Origin of the sequence: Litoribacterium kuwaitense (assembly GCF_011058155.1) — a bacterium.
GTDB lineage: Bacteria > Bacillota > Bacilli > Bacillales > DSM-28697 > Litoribacterium > Litoribacterium kuwaitense.
In genome coordinates, this window is the sequence record NZ_JAALFC010000027.1 from 26,625 (window position 1) to 44,072 (window position 17,448).

Below are 17,448 nucleotides of genomic sequence, written 5' to 3' on the forward strand. Positions count from 1 at the left end.
AAGGAGGGACGAAGCTCCATGAGTGAACGCAATCAGCGTAAAGTTTACACAGGTCGTGTTGTTTCCGCTAAGATGGATAAAACCATTACAGTCGTCGTTGAGACTTATAAAACCGACAAGCTGTACGGAAAGCGTGTAAAGTACTCTAAGAAATTTAAAGCCCATGATGAAAACAATCAGGCGAAAGATGGAGACATCGTGCGCATTATGGAAACTCGCCCATTGTCTGCGACAAAGCATTTCCGTCTCGTTGAAGTTGTTGAAGAATCAGTGATTATCTAAGTATTTATTGTTGAAGGACTGAAGGGAGGTTAAGTAATATGATCCAGCAGGAATCCCGTTTGAAAGTCGCTGACAATTCTGGTGCTCGTGAAGTATTAGCTATCAAGGTGCTTGGTGGTTCAGGTAGAAAGGTAGCTAATATTGGTGATGTCATTGTTTGTACGGTCAAACAAGCAACACCCGGAGGCGTTGTTAAAAAAGGTGATATTGTCCGCGCAGTAATTGTTCGTACGAAAAGCGGCGTTCGACGCAAAGACGGCTCTTACATCCGTTTCGATGAGAACGCGGCGGTTATTATCCGTGATGATAAAAGCCCGCGTGGGACTCGTATTTTCGGACCTGTTGCACGTGAACTTCGTGACAACAACTTCATGAAAATCGTATCCCTTGCTCCAGAAGTTCTATAAGAAAAACCCAGTGCCAAGGAGGTGCGTATGAAGATGCATATCAAACAAGGTGATAAGGTTCAGGTCATCACTGGAAAAGATAAAGGTAAGCAAGGAACAGTGCTTGAAGCTCTTCCTAAGAAGAGCCGGGTCATCGTAGAAGGCGTTAATGTTGTTAAAAAGCATGCGAAGCCTTCGCAAGAAAACCCACAAGGCGGTATTTTGGATATGGAAGCATCGATCCACGTATCGAATGTGATGGTTCTTGACCCTAAAAACAATGAACCAACTCGAGTTGGTTATGAAGTCAAAAACGGCAAGAAAGTACGCGTCGCCAAAAAAAGTGGCGAAGCACTAGATAAATAATATCTAGAAAGGAGGTCCTATCGTGAATCAGCTAAAGGCATTATATAAAAAAGACATCGTGCCAAGCATGGTGGAGAAGTTTAATTACACTTCAGTTATGGAAGCACCTAAAGTTGAAAAAATCATTATTAACATGGGTGTTGGAGAAGCTGTGCAGAACGCAAAAGTTCTTGACACAGCAGTAGAAGAGCTTACCGCAATTGCTGGTCAAAAGCCAATCGTCACTCGTGCTAAAAAATCTATCGCTGCGTTCCGTCTCCGTGAAGGGATGCCAATCGGAGCCAAAGTAACGCTTCGTGGAGAGCGTATGTATGATTTTCTAAATAAGCTCATCAACGTGTCGTTGCCACGTGTTCGCGACTTCCGTGGTGTGTCAAAGAATGCTTTTGACGGACGTGGGAACTACACTCTTGGTGTCAAAGAACAGTTGATCTTCCCAGAAATCGATTATGATAAAGTCACAAAAGTGCGCGGTATGGACATTGTGATTGTAACAACAGCCAATTCTGATGAAGAGGCTCGTGAACTCTTAACACAAATGGGAATGCCATTTAAAAAATAACTAACAAAGGAGGGACTCCATTGGCTAAAAAATCTATGGTCGCAAAACAGAAAAGGCCACAAAAGTTTGCTGTACGTGAATACACACGCTGTGAACGCTGCGGTCGCCCTCACTCCGTATTACGCAAATTTAAACTTTGCCGTATTTGTTTCCGGGAACTTGCCTATAAAGGACAAATTCCGGGTGTTAAAAAAGCCAGCTGGTAAAACCCCTTATAGAGAGGGAAGGAGGTAACAGATTATGGTCTTGTCAGATCCAATCGCGGATATGCTAACTCGCATCCGCAACGCCAACCTTGTTCGCCACGATAAACTTGAGCTGCCTGCATCGAATCTGAAAAAAGAAATCGCTGAGATTTTAAAGCGTGAAGGGTTTATTCGTGACGTTGAATACATTGAGGACAATAAACAAGGTACAATCCGTATTTTCCTTAAATATGGACCGAACAATGAGCGCGTCATCACTGGATTAAAGCGAATCAGCAAACCAGGACTTCGTGTATACGCAAAATCTAACGAAGTACCAAAAGTGTTAAACGGCCTTGGAATTGCAATCGTATCTACATCTAGCGGTGTATATACAGACAAAGAGGCACGCCAACAAAATGCTGGCGGAGAAGTTCTCGCATACATTTGGTAAAACACATTTGAACGACTGGAGGTGTGATTATGTCACGTATTGGTAATAAGATTCTTGAAATCCCTGAGGGTGTGACCATCGACATCTCTTCGGACAATCAGGTGACCGTCAAAGGCCCTAAAGGCGAACTTTCACGTAAGTTCAGCGAAGACATGAAGATCGTCATTCAAGATAACGTCCTAACTGTTGAGCGTCCTTCTGACATTAATAAGCATAAATCCTTACACGGCACAACTCGTGCCCATATCGGCAACATGGTTGAAGGTGTGACAAAAGGATTTGAGCGTAAGCTTCAGCTAATTGGTGTCGGGTATCGTGCCCAAATGAGTGGCAAGAAATTAGTGTTGAACGTTGGCTACTCTCATCCTGTAGAGATCGTGCCGGAAGATGGCGTCGAAGTTGAAGTTCCAGAGAATACGAAGCTAACTGTCAGAGGCATTGACAAAGAGCGTGTTGGAGCTCTCGCTTCAAACATTCGTCAAGTTCGTCCACCAGAGCCATACAAAGGCAAAGGGATTCGTTATGAAGATGAGTATGTAAGACGTAAAGAAGGTAAAACTGCGAAATAACGCACTTAGAGTAGGAAAGGGGTGACCTTTATGATCACGAAGGTGGATAAAAATAAATCACGCAAAAAGCGTCATGCCCGTGTGCGCACGAAGCTGACCGGTACAGCGGAACGCCCACGCTTGAATGTGTATCGTTCAAATCAGCATATCTACGCACAAGTTATTGATGACGTCAATGCGGTTACATTGGCAAGCGCATCTACATTAGATAAAGAGCTTGGCAGTGATGTAGGCAAAAACGTAGATTCTGCTAAAAAGGTTGGCGAACTAATTGCCACGCGTGCGAAACAAAAAGGTGTAGAAGACGTCATTTTTGATCGTGGCGGATACTTATACCATGGTCGTGTAAAAGCATTGGCTGATGCTGCACGTGAATCTGGACTTTCATTTTAAAAAAATAAAGGAGGGAATCACTTGAGTCACGTAGATGCGAACAAACTTGGCGAATTGACTGAACGTGTCGTTACAGTCAATCGTGTCGCTAAAGTTGTTAAAGGTGGTCGTCGCTTTCGCTTCGCAGCGCTCGTTGTTGTAGGTGACCGAAACGGGCATGTTGGATTCGGTACAGGTAAAGCGCTGGAAGTTCCTGAGGCGATCCGTAAAGCAATTGAAGATGCAAAGAAAAATATGATTCAAGTACCAATCACAGGGACAACAGTTCCTCATATCGTTACTGGCGAATTTGGAGCAGGACGCGTTCTGTTAAAGCCAGCTGCTGAAGGTACTGGAGTTATTGCCGGCGGTCCGGTCCGTGCCGTGTTGGAATTGGCAGGAGTAGGAGACATCCTATCCAAATCCCTCGGGTCAAACACACCAATTAACATGATCCGTGCTACAATTAGCGGATTGTCTGAATTGAAACGTGTAGACGAAGTTGCAAAGCTACGCGGAAAAACCGTCGAAGAGCTGTTAGGATAAGGGGGGCTGACTTATGGCAAAGCAATTAGAAATCACCCTCACTCGCAGTGTGATTGGGCGGTCCAAAGTACAGAAACTCACAGTCGAAACACTTGGGCTAAAGAAAATTCATCAAACAGTGGTACACGAAGACACTCCTGCGGTACGAGGAATGATTAACCGTGTTGCTCACTTAGTCAAAGTGACTGAAAAATAATTTCAATCTCTATTGAATAGGAGGTGCACATGATGAAACTTCATGAGCTTAAGCCCGCAGAAGGTTCCCGCAAAGCACGGAAACGTAAAGGTCGCGGTATGTCTAGCGGAAATGGAAAAACAGCCAGCCGTGGTCATAAAGGACAAAACGCGCGTTCCGGTGGCGGTGTGCGTCTTGGATTCGAAGGGGGACAAAACCCTCTTTATAGACGTCTTCCAAAACGCGGTTTTACGAACATTAACCGTAAGGAATATGCTGTTGTAAATCTTAAGACATTGAATCAACTCGAAGACGGAGCAGAAGTGACACCAGAAACGCTTGTTGCACAAGGTGTTGTAAAAAACACAAAAGACGGCATCAAGATTCTTGGTGAAGGTCAGATCGAAAAAAAGCTTACTGTAAAGGCGCATAAATTTTCTGCTTCCGCGGAAGAAGCAATTAAAGCGGCAGGCGGTCAAACTGAGGTGATCTGATGTTCCGTACATTATCGAACTTCCTGCGTGTGAAAGATATACGAACCAAGATCATATTCACCTTATTGATGTTGCTCGTATTTCGTCTCGGTACATTTATTCCAGTCCCCGGAGTCGATCGAGACGTGATCAACTTCGGGAGCGATACTGTATTTGGTATTTTGAATGTCTTTGGTGGTGGCGCCCTGCAAAACTTCTCGATTTTTGCAATGGGCATTATGCCATACATTACAGCATCCATTATTATGCAGTTATTGCAAATGGATGTCGTGCCGAAGTTTACTGAATGGTCGAAGCAAGGAGACGTTGGCCGTCGTAAGCTTACTCAGTTCACACGTTATGGAACGATTGTACTCGGATTTATTCAGGCTTTGGGCATGTCCTACGGCTTTAATACGATGTTTAGAGGTCTGATTCCTAATCCTTCCATTTTGACGTATTTACTCATTGCCCTCGTGCTTACTGCAGGTACAGCATTTCTTATGTGGCTTGGTGAGCAAATTACAGCTAAAGGCGTTGGGAATGGGATTTCGATCATCATTTTTGCCGGGATTGTCGCATTGATCCCGAACCAAATTAATCAAATTTATATTCAGCAAATCGAAGGCGCTGGTGACCAATTGTTCCTTCGCATTATGGTCGTTCTTATTTTACTGCTTGTTGTTGTCGCCATTGTTGTTGGTGTCATCTTCGTTCAGCAGGCACTTCGTAAAATACCGATCCAATATGCTAAACGGGTAAGCAACAATAAGCCTGTTGGTGGTCAATCAACGCACTTGCCATTGAAAGTAAATGCTGCAGGTGTAATTCCAGTCATCTTTGCGGTGTCATTTATCATTACACCGAGCACCATTGCTTCTTTCTTTCAAGGAAATGGTGTAGCTGATCAAATCATTCAAATTTTTGATTACACGCAGCCGGTCGGTATGACCATTTATGTAGCATTAATCATTGCCTTTACGTACTTTTATACCTTCGTTCAAGTCAATCCTGAACAAATGGCGGATAACTTGAAGAAGCAAGGTGGGTATATCCCTGGCATTCGACCAGGAAAGAGTACACAGCAATATGTGACCAAGATCTTATATCGGTTGACTCTTGTTGGGGCGCTATTCTTGTGTGTCGTTTCTGTCTTACCGATTTTCTTTATCAATATTGCCAACTTGCCGCAATCCGTTCAAATCGGAGGCACAAGCTTGTTAATCGTCGTCGGTGTAGCACTTGAAACGATGAAGCAACTTGAGAGTCAGCTCGTTAAACGTCACTATAAAGGTTTTATTAAATAACAGGTAGGTTCTGTAAAAAAAAGTCACATTTAGGGTTGATACCATGGAATTGATACTCATGGGCCTGCCGGCGCCGGAAAAGGCACACAGGCCGAAAAGATCAAGAAAAAATATGGAATCCCTCATATTTCTACGGGTGATATGTTTCGCTTAGCCATTAAAGAAGAAACCACACTTGGCAAAGAAGCAAAATCCTATATCGATAAAGGGGATCTCGTTCCTGATGAGGTGACCGTTGGGATTGTCAAAGAGCGCCTCGCCAAACAAGATTGTCAAAAAGGCTTTCTGCTGGATGGTTTTCCTCGGACGCTAGCACAAGCAGAAGCCCTTGAGACGATTTTGGAAACTCTGGGAAAAACACTCAATTATGTCTTGCACGTTAATGTTGATGAAGGAAGCCTAATGGAGCGCTTGACAGGACGTCGCATTTGTCCGCAGTGCGGGGCAACGTATCACGTCGTATTTAATCCTCCGAAAGAAGAAGGAGTATGCGACTTGGATGGTGCAACCCTCACACAAAGAGACGATGATAAGCCTGAACAAGTCCGCAATCGTTTGAACGTAAATATTAAGGAAATGGCACCCTTGCTTGATTTTTACGATCAAAAAGGGTATCTTGTCACAATAGATGGCAACCAAGACATTGACCGTGTGTTCGACCAGGTTGAAGAATACCTTGGAGGCATAGATGAATGATCATCTGTAAAACTCCGCGCGAAATCGCAATTATGAAAGAAGCAGGACGTATTGTAGCGTTAACACATCAAAAGTTGAAGAAGCACATACAACCTGGTGTAACAACGAAAGAGCTGGATGACATTGCTGATAATTTTATCCGCCAACACGATGCGACTCCTTCATTTAAAAATTATCAGGGATTCTCAGGGAGCATTTGTGCTTCTGTCAATGAGGAACTTGTGCATGGCATTCCAGGACCACGTCAGTTGAATAATGGAGATATCATCAGTATCGATATCGGTGCTTACTATAATGGGTACCATGGCGATTCGGCTTGGACGTATGCTGTTGGTGATATTGATGAAGAGACTCAACGTTTACTAAAGGTTACGGAAGAATCATTGTACAAGGGACTTGAGCAGGCAAAACCCGGGGATCGATTGTCGAATATTTCCCATGCCATTCAAACGTATGTCGAGAACGAGCAGTTTTCGATCGTACGGGAGTATGTAGGGCACGGTGTTGGGCAAAACTTGCATGAAGACCCTCAAATTCCGCATTATGGCCCGCCTAACAAAGGGCCGCGGTTAAAACCTGGTATGGTTCTTGCCGTAGAGCCCATGGTGAATGCAGGCGAACGTTATGTGAAGACATTGCAAGATAATTGGACGGTGGTTACTGTTGATGGAAAAATGTGTGCTCACTTTGAGCATACGATTGCCATCACAGATACGGGGTATGAAATTTTAACGACACTGTAAAGGTGATGAGGCGTCTGGAAACCGGAAATGATCTACCGCAGCTAGGTCAGTATGTGCGCATACGTCAAGGACGTGATGCTGGCAGCATTGCATTGATCGTAGCGTTTGAGAACGAGCGGTTTATTCTACTGGCAGATGGACATAAACGCCCCAGTGACGCCCCGAAAAAGAAAAATATAAATCACGTAGAAATATTATCGGCCGTGTCGCCTGAAGTCCAACGCAGCTTAAAGGAAACTGGGCGTGTCACCAATGGGAAATTGCGTCATGCAATCGCAACTCTGGATCAGGCGATTCAAAAACGAGTTGAAGAAGGGAGCGCAATCGGAAATGGCAAAAGAGGATGTTATTGAAGTCGAGGGAACCATTACGGAAACCCTCCCGAATGCAATGTTTAAAGTTGAATTAGAAAACGGCCATACGGTATTGGCACACGTCTCTGGGAAAATTCGTATGCACTTTATCCGTATCCTTCCAGGAGATAAAGTGACTGTTGAGCTATCACCATACGATTTAACTAGAGGTCGAATCACGTATCGTTATAAATAACACTCCGACATAAAGGAGGATATACCAATGAAAGTCAGAGCATCGGTCAAACCGATCTGTGAAAGTTGTAAAGTCATTCGTCGTAAAGGTCGAGTGATGGTTATTTGCTCAAATCCAAAGCACAAACAAAAACAAGGTTAAAACCTAAGGAGGTGTCGTCGTTTGGCACGTATTGCTGGTATTGATGTTCCACGCGATAAACGTATCGTGATTTCCTTGACTCGTATTTATGGAGTTGGTAAAACGACTGCCCAAAAATCCTCGCCGAAGCAAACGTTTCAGAGGATACGCGCGTTCGTGACTTAACTGAAGAAGAGCTTGGACGCATTCGTGATGTCGTTAACAACTTAAAGGTAGAAGGGGATCTTCGTCGTGAAGTGTCCTTGAACATTAAACGTTTGATTGAGATCGGTTCTTATCGTGGCATGCGCCACCGTCGTGGTCTACCTGTTCGCGGACAAAATTCTAAAAACAATTCGCGTACTCGAAAAGGCCCTCGCCGAACAGTAGCGAATAAGAAAAAATAAGGAAGGAGGCTAACTCATGGCTCGTAAAACTGTTTCACGGAAAAAACGTGTCAAAAAGAATATTGAGAGCGGTGTGGCTCATATCCGCTCAACCTTCAACAACACCATCGTGACCATTTCAGACACACACGGTAATGTTATATCCTGGTCATCTGCTGGAGCTCTCGGCTTTAAAGGCTCTCGGAAATCAACACCATTTGCTTCACAAATGGCTGCTGAAACAGCTGCAAAAGTGTCTATGGAAAATGGCATGAAAACTCTTGAGGTTAACGTAAAAGGTCCAGGCGCTGGAAGAGAAGCAGCGATTCGTGCATTACAAGCTGCAGGTCTTGAAGTGACAGCTATCAACGATGTCACTCCTGTTCCTCATAATGGTTGCCGTCCGCCAAAACGTCGTCGTGTGTAAGCAAAGCCCCGTATAAAATTCATATCCTTGTCTATAATGGGTTATGATCAATGATTTTACGGCTTATTCGACTTGCTTTAGTGTCGTGAGTAACGGTCAAAAGAAATGTTCGGTTAGGCGCCTCAGTCTGGCCGAGATTTCGACGTTTTGAAGGAGGGTTTAATGAATGATTGAAATCGAAAAGCCACGTATTGAGACAATTGAGCTCAACGAGGATGGCAAGTTCGGTAAGTTTGTCGTGGAACCTCTAGAACGCGGATATGGAACCACGCTCGGAAATTCACTGCGTCGTATTTTGTTATCCTCTCTCCCAGGGGCAGCTATTACTTCTGTTCAATTTGATGGAGTCATGCATGAGTTTTCAACGATTCCTGGGGTGCGTGAGGATGTGACGGCTATCATCCTCAACTTGAAGCGTCTCGCAATGAAAATCTACTCTGATGAAGAGAAGGTTATAGAGCTAGATGTGCAAGGAGAAGGTGTTGTGACGGCCGCTGACATAACTCACGACAGCGACGTGGAAATTTTGAACCCTGATTTGCATATTGCTACACTGTCCGGAGATGCCCATTTACGCATGCGTTTAACAGCAATGCGTGGACGCGGGTATCGGTCTGCAGATTCAAATAAACATGAAGATCAGCCAATTGGTGTCGTTCCGATTGACTCCATCTTTACACCTGTGGCACGTATTACCTATCAGGTAGAAAATACACGTGTCGGTCAAATGACCAACTATGATAAACTAACCCTTGACGTGACGACCGATGGTAGCATTCGACCGGAAGAAGCTGTCTCTCTCGGGGCAAAGATCATGAACGAGCATTTAAATATTTTCATAGGCTTGACCGATGAAGCTCAAAATGCTGAGATTATGGTTGAAAAAGAAGAGGATCAGAAGGAAAAAGTTCTGGAAATGACCATTGAAGAGCTTGATTTATCTGTTCGATCCTATAACTGTTTGAAACGCGCTGGTATCAATACAGTTCAAGAGCTCGCTCATAAAACGGAAGAAGACATGATGAAAGTACGAAATCTAGGACGCAAATCTTTGGAAGAAGTTCGCAATAAGCTCCATGAACTTGGCCTAGGCTTGCGAAAAGATGAGTAGTTTCACTAAAGCAGAGAAAAAGGAGGTTAACTTATGGCATACGCAAAACTAGGTCGTACGAGTGCTCACCGTAAAGGGTTACTTCGTGATCTAACTACAGATCTCATCATCAATGAGCGTATCGAAACCACTCATGCGAAAGCGAAAGAAGTTCGTTCTTTGGCTGAAAAGATGATCACACTTGGCAAGCGTGGAGATTTGCAAGCCCGCCGTCGTGCTGCTGCATTTGTTCGTAGAGAAGTAGCTAATGAAGAAGGGCAAAATGCTGTTCAAAAGCTTTTCTCTGAACTAGCTCCGCGTTTTGAAGATCGCCAAGGCGGCTACACACGCATCTTGAAAGTGGGTCCACGTCGCGGTGATTCAGCACCTATGGTTATTCTCGAATTTCTCGAAGACTAATTCGATACTCAATATGAGGCAAAAGGGCGGAGAAAACCTCTTAGACCAGGGAGGTTGGCATCTATGCCCTTTTTTGCTTCTCTGAAAGTAGCGAGTAGCAAATGGAGGAGCGTTATGGATGCTCTCACCTTATCTAATGTCACATATGCTTATGAGGCGAATCAATCACCAGTATTAAAAAACATCTCATTTTCGATAAAAAAAGGATCCTGGACAGCTATCGGAGGGCCGAATGGTTCGGGAAAATCGACCATTGCCCGTTTGACAAACGGCTTACTCACGCCGCAACAAGGCGGGAATATTCAATTGTTAGACAGACGTTATACAACGACTGATCTACAGGATCTCCGAGTGATTCGTCAGCACGTCGGTTTGCTATTTCAACATCCAGATGATCAGTTTGTAACGTCATCCGTCGAGGAAGACATTGCTTTTGGGCTCGAAAATGATGCCGTGCCATCGAAAGAAATGAGAGCACGTGTTGGTGAGATTTTAAAAAAAACCGAGCTAACCGACTTGCGGTCGCGCGACCCTCATACGTTATCAGGTGGTCAAAAGCAACGATTGGCATTGGCTGGACTCCTCGTAAGAAAACCTTCTCTTCTTGTCCTTGATGAAGCCTTTAGTATGGTTGATCCAGACGGACGCGAAGCTTTGCTGCAGCTCATTAGACAAGAAAATGAGAATGGTATGACGGTGCTGGCGATTACGCATCACTTTGAGCAAATGCTGTATGCTGATCGCTTAATCTGGCTGGAGAATGGTACCATTGTCCGGGATGGACATCCAGTGGATGTGTTATTTTGGCTTTTTGAGCAAAATGAAGCTGACTGGCCTGTTCCGATCGTTTATGACTTAAGTAAGGCACTCGTCAATCAAGGCTGGCTAGAGCGTCCAACGCTCGATCAAGAGGAGCTGTTGACATTCTTATGGACATTACTCTCAAAGAGATAGCGGTTGCTTATACAGACGAATCAGCCGTCCCTCCTGCCCTTTTGCGTGTCACCTACACCTTTCGTAAAGGCGTATGGTATAGCGTGATCGGAAAAGCTGGTGCGGGGAAGAGTACATTATTGCAACTACTGGCAGGCTTGCTGAAAATGAATGAAGGTGACATGGTCATCGGGCAGGCGCACCTTCATAAAGGTACAAAAGAAAAGGCTTGGCGCAAGGCATTTCGTTCGTCTGGATACGTCCTTCAGTTTGCTGAAAAGCAATTTTTTGAGGAGACGGTTGAAAAGGAAATGATGTACGGCCTATTGAATCAAGGTGTCTCACTCAACGATGCGCAAACCGAAGTGCAGAATGTCGCACAAGCACTCGGCATTCAAGAACAGATGCTACGACGCTCTCCCTTTACATTAAGCGGAGGTGAGCAGCGCAAGGTCGCGATCGCGAGCATTCTAGTTATGCAGCCGACCATCCTCCTTTTAGATGAACCAACTGCAGGTTTGGACCCGCTCGCCAGTCGTCATGTGATGGACGTTTTAAAAAAGTATCACCAAGAAACTCAATGTACCGTTGTGCATGTGAGTCACGAGATTGAAGAGGTGTATCATACTGCTGATATCGTCTTACAGTTAGAGCAGGGGACGATCGTCAATTCAGGCGATCCAGGAACGATCTTGCTCGAACAAACATATACAGCACCGCCAGTGCCTCTTAAACTGGCCCAAGACATCGAAGCGCTGACATCTCAACCCATTCGTCAGCCGACGAAGCATGTCACTGCACAAGACCTTTTTGAGGCATTGTATCAAGTGTATGGAAGCTGTAGGTGACGCGATGAAATCAATGTATGTTGCGCAAGACTCAGTCATCCATAAGACAGATCCACGCGCAAAGATTGTGATGATTATTGTAGTTACGATTCTGAGCTTTGTCCTTCACAGCCCGTCGAGCTATATCTTCTTAGGTGTTCTTGTCCTGCTCACCTATATAATGACTCGCCTACCTTGGCGAACAGTGTGGCCGAGCCTTAAACCTGTGCTCTGGCTTGCGGGCTTTGCCTTTTTACTTCATGTCGTATCGGCGACAGGGACAGACCTTTGGGTTCAGTGGGGATGGGTTAAAATCAATGAAGAAAGCGTCCTTCAAGCGGGACGTATCTTGCTACGCTTACTGATTATTTGTGCAGCAGGTTTTCTTTTGCCCTTGACAACGTCCCCCTCAGAACTCGTCGCCGCATTTGCATGGATGTTAAAACCGCTCGCTTGGCTTGGTTTTTCCCCAGCAGATGGCGCACTCGCAATGACGATAACCGTCCGGTACACAACATTGCTGGCAGAAGAGGCACGGCGCATTTTTCATGCCCAAAAAGCTCGAGGCGCTGAATTGACATGGAGACACCCGAGACAAACCTTCCGGCATCTACAGGCGTATATGATTCCGTTGGCTGTCGGAACGATACGCCGAGCGCATGCCTTAGCGGAAGCGATCGATGCTCGCGGATACGATGGGAGCCGCCCACGCAGCGCTTATCGAGATGTACGATGGACATTTTCCGACTCACTAAAGCTAAGTATCTTTCTACTCGCAGCAGGAGGAATCTATTGGATTCAATAAGGAGTGAAGGAAATGCCCCGATGGCGCGGTATCATCCAATACGACGGATCTAAATTTTCAGGTTTTCAACGGCAGAGCAAAGGGCGAACTGTGCAAGGTGTTGTCGAAAAAGCGCTTGGCAAAATGCACAAAACAGCGGACGTCCCGATCTTTGGTTCCGGACGGACAGATGCCGGTGTACATGCATTTGGGCAAGTCATCCATTTCGATTCACCAGTTCAAATCCCCGAAGAGCGGTGGTTGCAGGCATTAAACGGATGGCTGCCCGATGATGTCATTCTCTATGCGATTGCGCCGGTTGAGGAAACGTTCCATGCTAGGTACGATGCGATCGGCAAAGCATATGAATACCGAGTCACCAATGGCCCTATTAAAGATGTATTTCGGCGGTTGTATGTACACCACGAATTCCGACCTCTAAACGAAGAACTGATGCAAGAAGCATTAGCCCTATTTTATGGGACGCATGACTTTCGCGCCTTTTGCTCGACGCGCTCAACAGTGACGTCTCACGTACGGACGGTTACGAAAGCAACGCTCGAAAAAAGCGGTGCAGAGTTTTGCTTTTACATTGAGGGCAACGGGTTTCTACACCATATGGTACGCATGATCGTCGGAACCGTCATTAAGGCAGGGCATGGTGCCATCGCGCCAGAGGACATTCAACACTGCTTGGAGTCAGGGGACAAAGGAAATACAGTCAAAACCGCACCAGCACAAGGGTTGTACCTACTCCGCGTTGATTATCCAGAAGATACAGCCGCAAAAGAGAATTAGGCTAAAGCTGTGAAAAATTAGACAACGACGCCTCGTGTTTATTTTTTCTTGACACGACTGACTGCGTTCGTTATTATTAAGACTAGTGTTCATTTAAAATCCACGAAAAAGCCCCGGAAACTTTCTCGTGATTGAATAAACTTTATGAAAGCACATTGGAGGGACATCGACATGCGTCAGACGTATATGGCGAAGCCGTTAGAACAGAATCGTAAATGGTATGTTGTCGATGCAGAAGGACAAACGCTTGGTCGTCTTGCGACTGAAGTAGCGTCAATTCTGCGCGGTAAACATAAGCCTACGTTCACACCGAACGTAGATACAGGAGATTACATCATCGTCATCAACGCAAGCAAGATCCAATTAACAGGAAACAAGCTTCAAGACAAAATGTACTATCGTCATTCGCAGCACCCAGGCGGATTGAAAGAAACATCAGCATATGAAATGCGTGAAAAACACCCTGACCGTATGATCAAGCTTGCTGTGAAAGGCATGCTTCCAAAAGGTCCATTGGGTCGTCAAATGGCTAAAAAACTAAACGTATACGGTGGCAGTGAGCATCCTCATGCAGCACAATCACCAGAAGTTTACGAACTAAAAGGTTAAAGGAGGGACTACTTAAATGGCTACACTTCAATATTACGGCACAGGCCGTCGTAAAACATCTGTTGCACGCGTACGTCTCGTACCAGGAAATGGTCGCGTCGTCATCAACAACCGTGAATTTGAAGACTTCTTTCCTGTTCCTTCCGTCAGAGAAGTCGTTCAGCGTCCATTAAAAGTCGCTGAAGTGGAAGGCAACTATGACGTCATTGTCAGTGTAAATGGTGGAGGAAGCACTGGTCAGGCAGGCGCTGTACGTCTTGGCATTGCCCGTGCATTGCTTAAAGTCGATCCAGCCAACCGTCCGTCATTGAAAGACCAAGGTCTTCTTACACGTGATGCTCGTGCGAAAGAGCGTAAGAAATACGGTCTTAAAGGCGCGCGTCGTGCACCTCAGTTCTCAAAACGTTAATAAATCAACGTTTCAAGCCTCCGAACCCCACTATGGTTCGGGGCTTTTTTAATGCAAAAATGAACGGAACCACCAGCTGCAAAATGAAGTGTAAAATTTGACTTGATATCTACAGAATTCTCTCCTTTTTTACTGTATTGTTTGATTTTTCTAATAATAAGTTTTGTTGAACATTATGTGAAAATATTCACGTTTTTATTGTGAATAATTTCACAAAGTAGTATGATTTGATTGTAAAAGTTAATGAAGGAGTGAGTCATCAATGGAGAATATCAACGTTAAAAGTTTTGTTAACAAAATACTGGCAGGGGTTGCATTGGGAATTGTTGTTGGCTTAATCCCCAACGCGATATTAGGTGAGTTATTTAAATTCCTTTCACAATATCATGATATATTCGCAACTTTGAACAGTGTAGTCGTCGGTATTCAATTTACAGTACCAGTGATCGTCGGGGTTTTAATAGCAATGCAATTTAAAATGAACTCAATCCAAACAGTTATTGTTGGCACTGCATCCTTTGTTGGAAGTGGTGCAGCTTCCTTCCAAGGGAATATATGGATCTTAACCGGGATCGGTGATTTAATCAACACCATGATCACCGCTTCCATAGCTGTATTAATTATTATGCTTATACAAGATAAACTCAAAAGCCTTACTATTATCCTCTTACCAATTATCGCTGGAGGAATTGCAGGTTTTATAGGAATTATTCTATTGCCTTATGTCCAATTAATTACAGATGGCATCGGTCAAGTGATTAACAGTTTTACAACTTTACAGCCATTATTGATGTATATCCTGATCGCGATTGCCTTCAGTATTATAATCGTTTCTCCAATCTCCACAGTCGCTATAGCAATGGCGATAGGAATTTCAGGTTTGGCGGCTGGTGCTGCGAACATTGGTATTGCTGCAGCAGCGTGCATGCTCGTTATTGGAACTTTTAAAGTAAATAATAGTGGCGTACCAATAGCCATTTTTCTAGGTGCAATGAAAATGATGATGCCGAATCTGCTTAAAAATCCTATTATTGCAGTCCCAATCGGATTAACAGCTGCAGTTACCGGATTTGTCGCAAGCTTCGTTGGGATTGAAGGAACAAAAGAATCTGCAGGGTTTGGCTTTTCTGGCTTAGTTGGCCCAATTAATGCCGTTAAGTTTATGGATGGAAGCATTTTGGTGAATATAGGCATGTTAATTTTAGTGTATTTTATAGTACCATTTATTGCCGCGTATGTTATTCATCATCTATGTACAAGGGTCTTGAAGCTTTATGATCCATCCGTATTTAAATTTATTTCAGAAGAAAGCGGGGAATAAAATATGAATAAAATTATGATGTTTGGTGCTCGGGAAGATGAAAAAGAGGCCGCATTAACATGGGCAAAGGTAAATAATGTTGATATTACCTTTTCCAAAGAAATATTGAAGGTTGAAACAGTAGAACAACTAAAAGGATTTGATGGTGTTACCACACAACAAACAGGAAGGCTTGATGACAGCATTTATGAACGTTTAAGCAAATTGGGAATGAAGCAAATAGCTCAACGCAGTGCAGGGTATGATATGTACAACCTTGAGAAAGCAGCGGAATATAATATCATTATCTCCAATGTGCCAAGCTATTCACCAAATTCAGTCGCTGAGTATGCAGTCACAGCAGCTTTACAGCTTATTCGAAAAACGCATTTAATCAATCAAAAAGTTGAAGAAAAGGATTTCAGATGGCAAAAATCGATAATGGCTAAAGAAGTAAAGACCCTGGAAGTTGCTATTATTGGTACTGGACGTATCGGACAAATAACAGCAAAAATTTTCAAAGGTTTTGGAGCTAAAGTTGTAGGATATGATTTATATCCTAACGAACATGCCGAGCAATACCTTGAATATAAGAATTCTATTGAAGAAACAGTTTCAAATGCAGACATAGTTTCTATTCATATGCCTGCGACAAAAGACAATTACCACTTATTTAACGAAGAATTATTTAATCAGTTTAAAGATGATGCGGTCTTTATCAATACGGCGAGGGGATCTATTGTAGACACTAGGGCCCTGCTCAAAGCACTAGAGAGAGAGAAGATCGCAGGGGCTGCTTTAGATACGTATGAAAATGAAAGCACCTATTATCCAAAGGATTTCCGCGACAAAGAAATCTCTGATTCTATATTAACTGAGTTAGTGACTCGCCCAGATGTCATCTTAACGCCACATATTGCTTTTTATACAGATGTAGCAGTTAAAAACTTAGTAGAAGGTGGGTTGGACGCTGCATTATCAGTGATAGAAACAGGAACTTGTGAGACGAGAATTAATTGAATATAAACATCGAGCCTTCTAAAGTATCTTTGATAAAAGAACTAGTGTAGTCCATAAAAAGACTGTAGACTAAGTGACAATAAAAGGCACCTTCGACATGGTATAAACAAACAAATACTATTCGGAGGTGTTTTTGCCTGGACAAAAGCTTTTTCAAGAATGGTGACGATTATTAGTGAGTCAAACGTTCTTGAAAAAGTTCAAGACACGATTCATTCTCAAGCAATCACGGTAGGTTTCATTTTTGATAATGCAGTGGCTATTGATGCGACACATTTTGAAACGAAAGATCACACCTCAAAAAGAGGACAAACCAAAAACAGAACCCAAGAAGAATGTTTTTTGGCATGGCTTTAAGGCACATTTAGCTGTTGAAACACAAGGCCAATATATTTTTCAATCTCTTTTCTCCTGGAAATTTAAATGATTGAAAAGGCTGTAATTCCTTTATTAAAATGCATAAACGAACGTATTCAACTTTTTCCTCTGCGCTACGAAGGAATGGGTGCCGAAACCTTTAGTTAGGGGTTAAAGTCGATATGATTTGACTTCTTTTACCTTTGTGAATATCGGTGTTAAAATCCTCAATAATAACGGTTTAAAATTCCCCAGTTTTCACTGATAATCTAACTCGACAGAGATAGATTGGAAGTGTTGGAA

General features: G+C 43.7%; 28 protein-coding genes and 2 pseudogenes. All 30 read left to right on the forward strand.

Annotated features, from left to right (window positions below):
* Positions 1-18: 18 nt before the first annotated feature.
* The 30 genes and pseudogenes from rpsQ to G4V62_RS20865 all read left to right on the forward strand — a co-directional run bounded on the left by rpsQ (position 19) and on the right by G4V62_RS20865 (position 17,145).
* Positions 19-282, forward strand: a complete 264-nt coding sequence (rpsQ, locus tag G4V62_RS13155; RefSeq protein WP_165202942.1) for a 30S ribosomal protein S17 — start codon at positions 19-21, stop codon at positions 280-282.
* 38 nt (positions 283-320) lie between these two features.
* Positions 321-689 (forward strand): 50S ribosomal protein L14, encoded by a 369-nt coding sequence (gene rplN, locus G4V62_RS13160; protein ID WP_165202944.1) that lies wholly within the window; start codon positions 321-323, stop codon positions 687-689.
* Between the two features lie 33 nt (positions 690-722).
* On the forward strand, positions 723-1,034 hold the full coding sequence (gene rplX / locus G4V62_RS13165; protein WP_165202992.1) for a 50S ribosomal protein L24: 312 nt from the start codon (positions 723-725) through the stop codon (positions 1,032-1,034).
* 22 nt (positions 1,035-1,056) lie between these two features.
* Entirely contained in the window at positions 1,057-1,596 is a 540-nt protein-coding gene (gene rplE, locus G4V62_RS13170; protein ID WP_165202946.1) for a 50S ribosomal protein L5, read from the forward strand.
* A 20-nt stretch (positions 1,597-1,616) separates the two neighbouring features.
* The gene (locus G4V62_RS13175) at positions 1,617-1,802 is read left to right on the forward strand and encodes a type Z 30S ribosomal protein S14 (RefSeq protein WP_165202948.1); all 186 of its coding nucleotides are present in this window, start codon (positions 1,617-1,619) and stop codon (positions 1,800-1,802) included.
* A 34-nt stretch (positions 1,803-1,836) separates the two neighbouring features.
* Positions 1,837-2,235, forward strand: a complete 399-nt coding sequence (gene rpsH, locus G4V62_RS13180; protein WP_165202950.1) for a 30S ribosomal protein S8 — start codon at positions 1,837-1,839, stop codon at positions 2,233-2,235.
* Between the two features lie 29 nt (positions 2,236-2,264).
* Positions 2,265-2,804: a 50S ribosomal protein L6 gene (gene rplF, locus G4V62_RS13185; protein WP_165202952.1), complete on the forward strand. Its 540-nt coding sequence runs from the start codon at positions 2,265-2,267 to the stop codon at positions 2,802-2,804.
* 30 nt (positions 2,805-2,834) lie between these two features.
* Positions 2,835-3,197, forward strand: coding sequence for a 50S ribosomal protein L18 (gene rplR / locus G4V62_RS13190; protein ID WP_165202954.1), 363 nt, complete (start codon positions 2,835-2,837; stop codon positions 3,195-3,197).
* 21 nt (positions 3,198-3,218) lie between these two features.
* Positions 3,219-3,722: a 30S ribosomal protein S5 gene (gene rpsE / locus G4V62_RS13195; RefSeq protein WP_165202956.1), complete on the forward strand. Its 504-nt coding sequence runs from the start codon at positions 3,219-3,221 to the stop codon at positions 3,720-3,722.
* A gap of 13 nt (positions 3,723-3,735) precedes the next feature.
* Entirely contained in the window at positions 3,736-3,918 is a 183-nt protein-coding gene (gene rpmD, locus G4V62_RS13200; RefSeq protein WP_165202958.1) for a 50S ribosomal protein L30, read from the forward strand.
* 32 nt (positions 3,919-3,950) lie between these two features.
* Positions 3,951-4,391 (forward strand): 50S ribosomal protein L15, encoded by a 441-nt coding sequence (gene rplO / locus G4V62_RS13205; protein ID WP_165202994.1) that lies wholly within the window; start codon positions 3,951-3,953, stop codon positions 4,389-4,391.
* Positions 4,391-5,677: a preprotein translocase subunit SecY gene (gene secY, locus G4V62_RS13210; RefSeq protein WP_165202960.1), complete on the forward strand. Its 1,287-nt coding sequence runs from the start codon at positions 4,391-4,393 to the stop codon at positions 5,675-5,677. Before rplO ends, secY begins: the two co-directional genes overlap by 1 nt.
* A 43-nt stretch (positions 5,678-5,720) precedes the next feature.
* Positions 5,721-6,373, forward strand: a pseudogene (locus tag G4V62_RS13215) (adenylate kinase).
* Positions 6,370-7,116, forward strand: a complete 747-nt coding sequence (gene map / locus G4V62_RS13220) for a type I methionyl aminopeptidase (protein ID WP_165202962.1) — start codon at positions 6,370-6,372, stop codon at positions 7,114-7,116. Before G4V62_RS13215 ends, map begins: the two are co-directional and overlap by 4 nt.
* A 5-nt stretch (positions 7,117-7,121) precedes the next feature.
* Complete coding sequence (locus G4V62_RS13225) at positions 7,122-7,469, forward strand: KOW domain-containing RNA-binding protein (protein ID WP_165202998.1); 348 nt, start codon at positions 7,122-7,124, stop codon at positions 7,467-7,469.
* Complete coding sequence (infA, locus tag G4V62_RS13230; protein ID WP_165202964.1) at positions 7,447-7,665, forward strand: translation initiation factor IF-1; 219 nt, start codon at positions 7,447-7,449, stop codon at positions 7,663-7,665. Before G4V62_RS13225 ends, infA begins: the two co-directional genes overlap by 23 nt.
* 27 nt (positions 7,666-7,692) lie before the next feature.
* Positions 7,693-7,806, forward strand: coding sequence for a 50S ribosomal protein L36 (gene rpmJ / locus G4V62_RS13235; RefSeq protein ID WP_165202966.1), 114 nt, complete (start codon positions 7,693-7,695; stop codon positions 7,804-7,806).
* A gap of 21 nt (positions 7,807-7,827) precedes the next feature.
* Positions 7,828-8,192: pseudogene (rpsM, locus tag G4V62_RS13240) on the forward strand (30S ribosomal protein S13).
* A gap of 16 nt (positions 8,193-8,208) precedes the next feature.
* Complete coding sequence (rpsK, locus tag G4V62_RS13245; protein WP_165202968.1) at positions 8,209-8,598, forward strand: 30S ribosomal protein S11; 390 nt, start codon at positions 8,209-8,211, stop codon at positions 8,596-8,598.
* Positions 8,599-8,764: 166 nt separating this feature from the next.
* Entirely contained in the window at positions 8,765-9,709 is a 945-nt protein-coding gene (locus G4V62_RS13250; RefSeq protein WP_165202970.1) for a DNA-directed RNA polymerase subunit alpha, read from the forward strand.
* Positions 9,710-9,742: 33 nt separating this feature from the next.
* Positions 9,743-10,108 (forward strand): 50S ribosomal protein L17, encoded by a 366-nt coding sequence (gene rplQ / locus G4V62_RS13255; RefSeq protein ID WP_165202972.1) that lies wholly within the window; start codon positions 9,743-9,745, stop codon positions 10,106-10,108.
* Between the two features lie 114 nt (positions 10,109-10,222).
* Complete coding sequence (locus tag G4V62_RS13260) at positions 10,223-11,062, forward strand: ATP-binding cassette domain-containing protein (RefSeq protein WP_165202974.1); 840 nt, start codon at positions 10,223-10,225, stop codon at positions 11,060-11,062.
* The gene (locus G4V62_RS13265; RefSeq protein ID WP_165202976.1) at positions 11,038-11,889 is read left to right on the forward strand and encodes an ATP-binding cassette domain-containing protein; all 852 of its coding nucleotides are present in this window, start codon (positions 11,038-11,040) and stop codon (positions 11,887-11,889) included. Before G4V62_RS13260 ends, G4V62_RS13265 begins: the two co-directional genes overlap by 25 nt.
* Before the next feature lie 4 nt (positions 11,890-11,893).
* On the forward strand, positions 11,894-12,673 hold the full coding sequence (locus G4V62_RS13270; protein WP_165202978.1) for an energy-coupling factor transporter transmembrane component T family protein: 780 nt from the start codon (positions 11,894-11,896) through the stop codon (positions 12,671-12,673).
* A gap of 12 nt (positions 12,674-12,685) precedes the next feature.
* Positions 12,686-13,450: a tRNA pseudouridine(38-40) synthase TruA gene (gene truA / locus G4V62_RS13275; protein ID WP_165202980.1), complete on the forward strand. Its 765-nt coding sequence runs from the start codon at positions 12,686-12,688 to the stop codon at positions 13,448-13,450.
* A gap of 171 nt (positions 13,451-13,621) precedes the next feature.
* On the forward strand, positions 13,622-14,059 hold the full coding sequence (gene rplM / locus G4V62_RS13280; protein WP_165202982.1) for a 50S ribosomal protein L13: 438 nt from the start codon (positions 13,622-13,624) through the stop codon (positions 14,057-14,059).
* Positions 14,060-14,075: 16 nt separating this feature from the next.
* Entirely contained in the window at positions 14,076-14,468 is a 393-nt protein-coding gene (gene rpsI, locus G4V62_RS13285; RefSeq protein WP_165202984.1) for a 30S ribosomal protein S9, read from the forward strand.
* Between the two features lie 262 nt (positions 14,469-14,730).
* Positions 14,731-15,789 carry a PTS sugar transporter subunit IIC gene (locus tag G4V62_RS13290; protein ID WP_165202986.1) on the forward strand — a complete coding sequence of 353 codons (1,059 nt, stop codon included), beginning with the start codon at positions 14,731-14,733 and terminating at the stop codon, positions 15,787-15,789.
* Positions 15,790-15,792: 3 nt separating this feature from the next.
* The gene (locus G4V62_RS13295) at positions 15,793-16,788 is read left to right on the forward strand and encodes a D-2-hydroxyacid dehydrogenase (protein ID WP_165202988.1); all 996 of its coding nucleotides are present in this window, start codon (positions 15,793-15,795) and stop codon (positions 16,786-16,788) included.
* Positions 16,789-16,947: 159 nt separating this feature from the next.
* Positions 16,948-17,145, forward strand: a complete 198-nt coding sequence (locus G4V62_RS20865; RefSeq protein WP_165202990.1) for a hypothetical protein — start codon at positions 16,948-16,950, stop codon at positions 17,143-17,145.
* Positions 17,146-17,448: the final 303 nt, after the last annotated feature.

What these genes read in the sequence shown, in the direction of transcription:
- rplX (WP_165202992.1), top strand. Translation starts at nt 723, where the DNA reads ATGCATATCAAACAAGGTGATAAGGTTCAGGTCATCACTGGAAAAGAT.
- G4V62_RS20865 (WP_165202990.1), top strand. Translation starts at nt 16,948, where the DNA reads ATGGTGACGATTATTAGTGAGTCAAACGTTCTTGAAAAAGTTCAAGAC.
- rplM (WP_165202982.1), top strand. Translation starts at nt 13,622, where the DNA reads ATGCGTCAGACGTATATGGCGAAGCCGTTAGAACAGAATCGTAAATGG.
- G4V62_RS13270 (WP_165202978.1), top strand. Translation starts at nt 11,894, where the DNA reads ATGAAATCAATGTATGTTGCGCAAGACTCAGTCATCCATAAGACAGAT.
- G4V62_RS13225 (WP_165202998.1), top strand. Translation starts at nt 7,122, where the DNA reads ATGAGGCGTCTGGAAACCGGAAATGATCTACCGCAGCTAGGTCAGTAT.
- G4V62_RS13265 (WP_165202976.1), top strand. Translation starts at nt 11,038, where the DNA reads ATGGACATTACTCTCAAAGAGATAGCGGTTGCTTATACAGACGAATCA.
- rpsQ (WP_165202942.1), top strand. Translation starts at nt 19, where the DNA reads ATGAGTGAACGCAATCAGCGTAAAGTTTACACAGGTCGTGTTGTTTCC.
- rplR (WP_165202954.1), top strand. Translation starts at nt 2,835, where the DNA reads ATGATCACGAAGGTGGATAAAAATAAATCACGCAAAAAGCGTCATGCC.
- G4V62_RS13250 (WP_165202970.1), top strand. Translation starts at nt 8,765, where the DNA reads ATGATTGAAATCGAAAAGCCACGTATTGAGACAATTGAGCTCAACGAG.
- map (WP_165202962.1), top strand. Translation starts at nt 6,370, where the DNA reads ATGATCATCTGTAAAACTCCGCGCGAAATCGCAATTATGAAAGAAGCA.
- rplQ (WP_165202972.1), top strand. Translation starts at nt 9,743, where the DNA reads ATGGCATACGCAAAACTAGGTCGTACGAGTGCTCACCGTAAAGGGTTA.
- rpsK (WP_165202968.1), top strand. Translation starts at nt 8,209, where the DNA reads ATGGCTCGTAAAACTGTTTCACGGAAAAAACGTGTCAAAAAGAATATT.
- rplN (WP_165202944.1), top strand. Translation starts at nt 321, where the DNA reads ATGATCCAGCAGGAATCCCGTTTGAAAGTCGCTGACAATTCTGGTGCT.
- rpsH (WP_165202950.1), top strand. Translation starts at nt 1,837, where the DNA reads ATGGTCTTGTCAGATCCAATCGCGGATATGCTAACTCGCATCCGCAAC.
- rplF (WP_165202952.1), top strand. Translation starts at nt 2,265, where the DNA reads ATGTCACGTATTGGTAATAAGATTCTTGAAATCCCTGAGGGTGTGACC.
- G4V62_RS13295 (WP_165202988.1), top strand. Translation starts at nt 15,793, where the DNA reads ATGAATAAAATTATGATGTTTGGTGCTCGGGAAGATGAAAAAGAGGCC.
- G4V62_RS13260 (WP_165202974.1), top strand. Translation starts at nt 10,223, where the DNA reads ATGGATGCTCTCACCTTATCTAATGTCACATATGCTTATGAGGCGAAT.
- rpmJ (WP_165202966.1), top strand. Translation starts at nt 7,693, where the DNA reads ATGAAAGTCAGAGCATCGGTCAAACCGATCTGTGAAAGTTGTAAAGTC.
- truA (WP_165202980.1), top strand. Translation starts at nt 12,686, where the DNA reads ATGCCCCGATGGCGCGGTATCATCCAATACGACGGATCTAAATTTTCA.
- infA (WP_165202964.1), top strand. Translation starts at nt 7,447, where the DNA reads ATGGCAAAAGAGGATGTTATTGAAGTCGAGGGAACCATTACGGAAACC.
- rpmD (WP_165202958.1), top strand. Translation starts at nt 3,736, where the DNA reads ATGGCAAAGCAATTAGAAATCACCCTCACTCGCAGTGTGATTGGGCGG.
- secY (WP_165202960.1), top strand. Translation starts at nt 4,391, where the DNA reads ATGTTCCGTACATTATCGAACTTCCTGCGTGTGAAAGATATACGAACC.
- rpsI (WP_165202984.1), top strand. Translation starts at nt 14,076, where the DNA reads ATGGCTACACTTCAATATTACGGCACAGGCCGTCGTAAAACATCTGTT.
- G4V62_RS13290 (WP_165202986.1), top strand. Translation starts at nt 14,731, where the DNA reads ATGGAGAATATCAACGTTAAAAGTTTTGTTAACAAAATACTGGCAGGG.
- rplO (WP_165202994.1), top strand. Translation starts at nt 3,951, where the DNA reads ATGAAACTTCATGAGCTTAAGCCCGCAGAAGGTTCCCGCAAAGCACGG.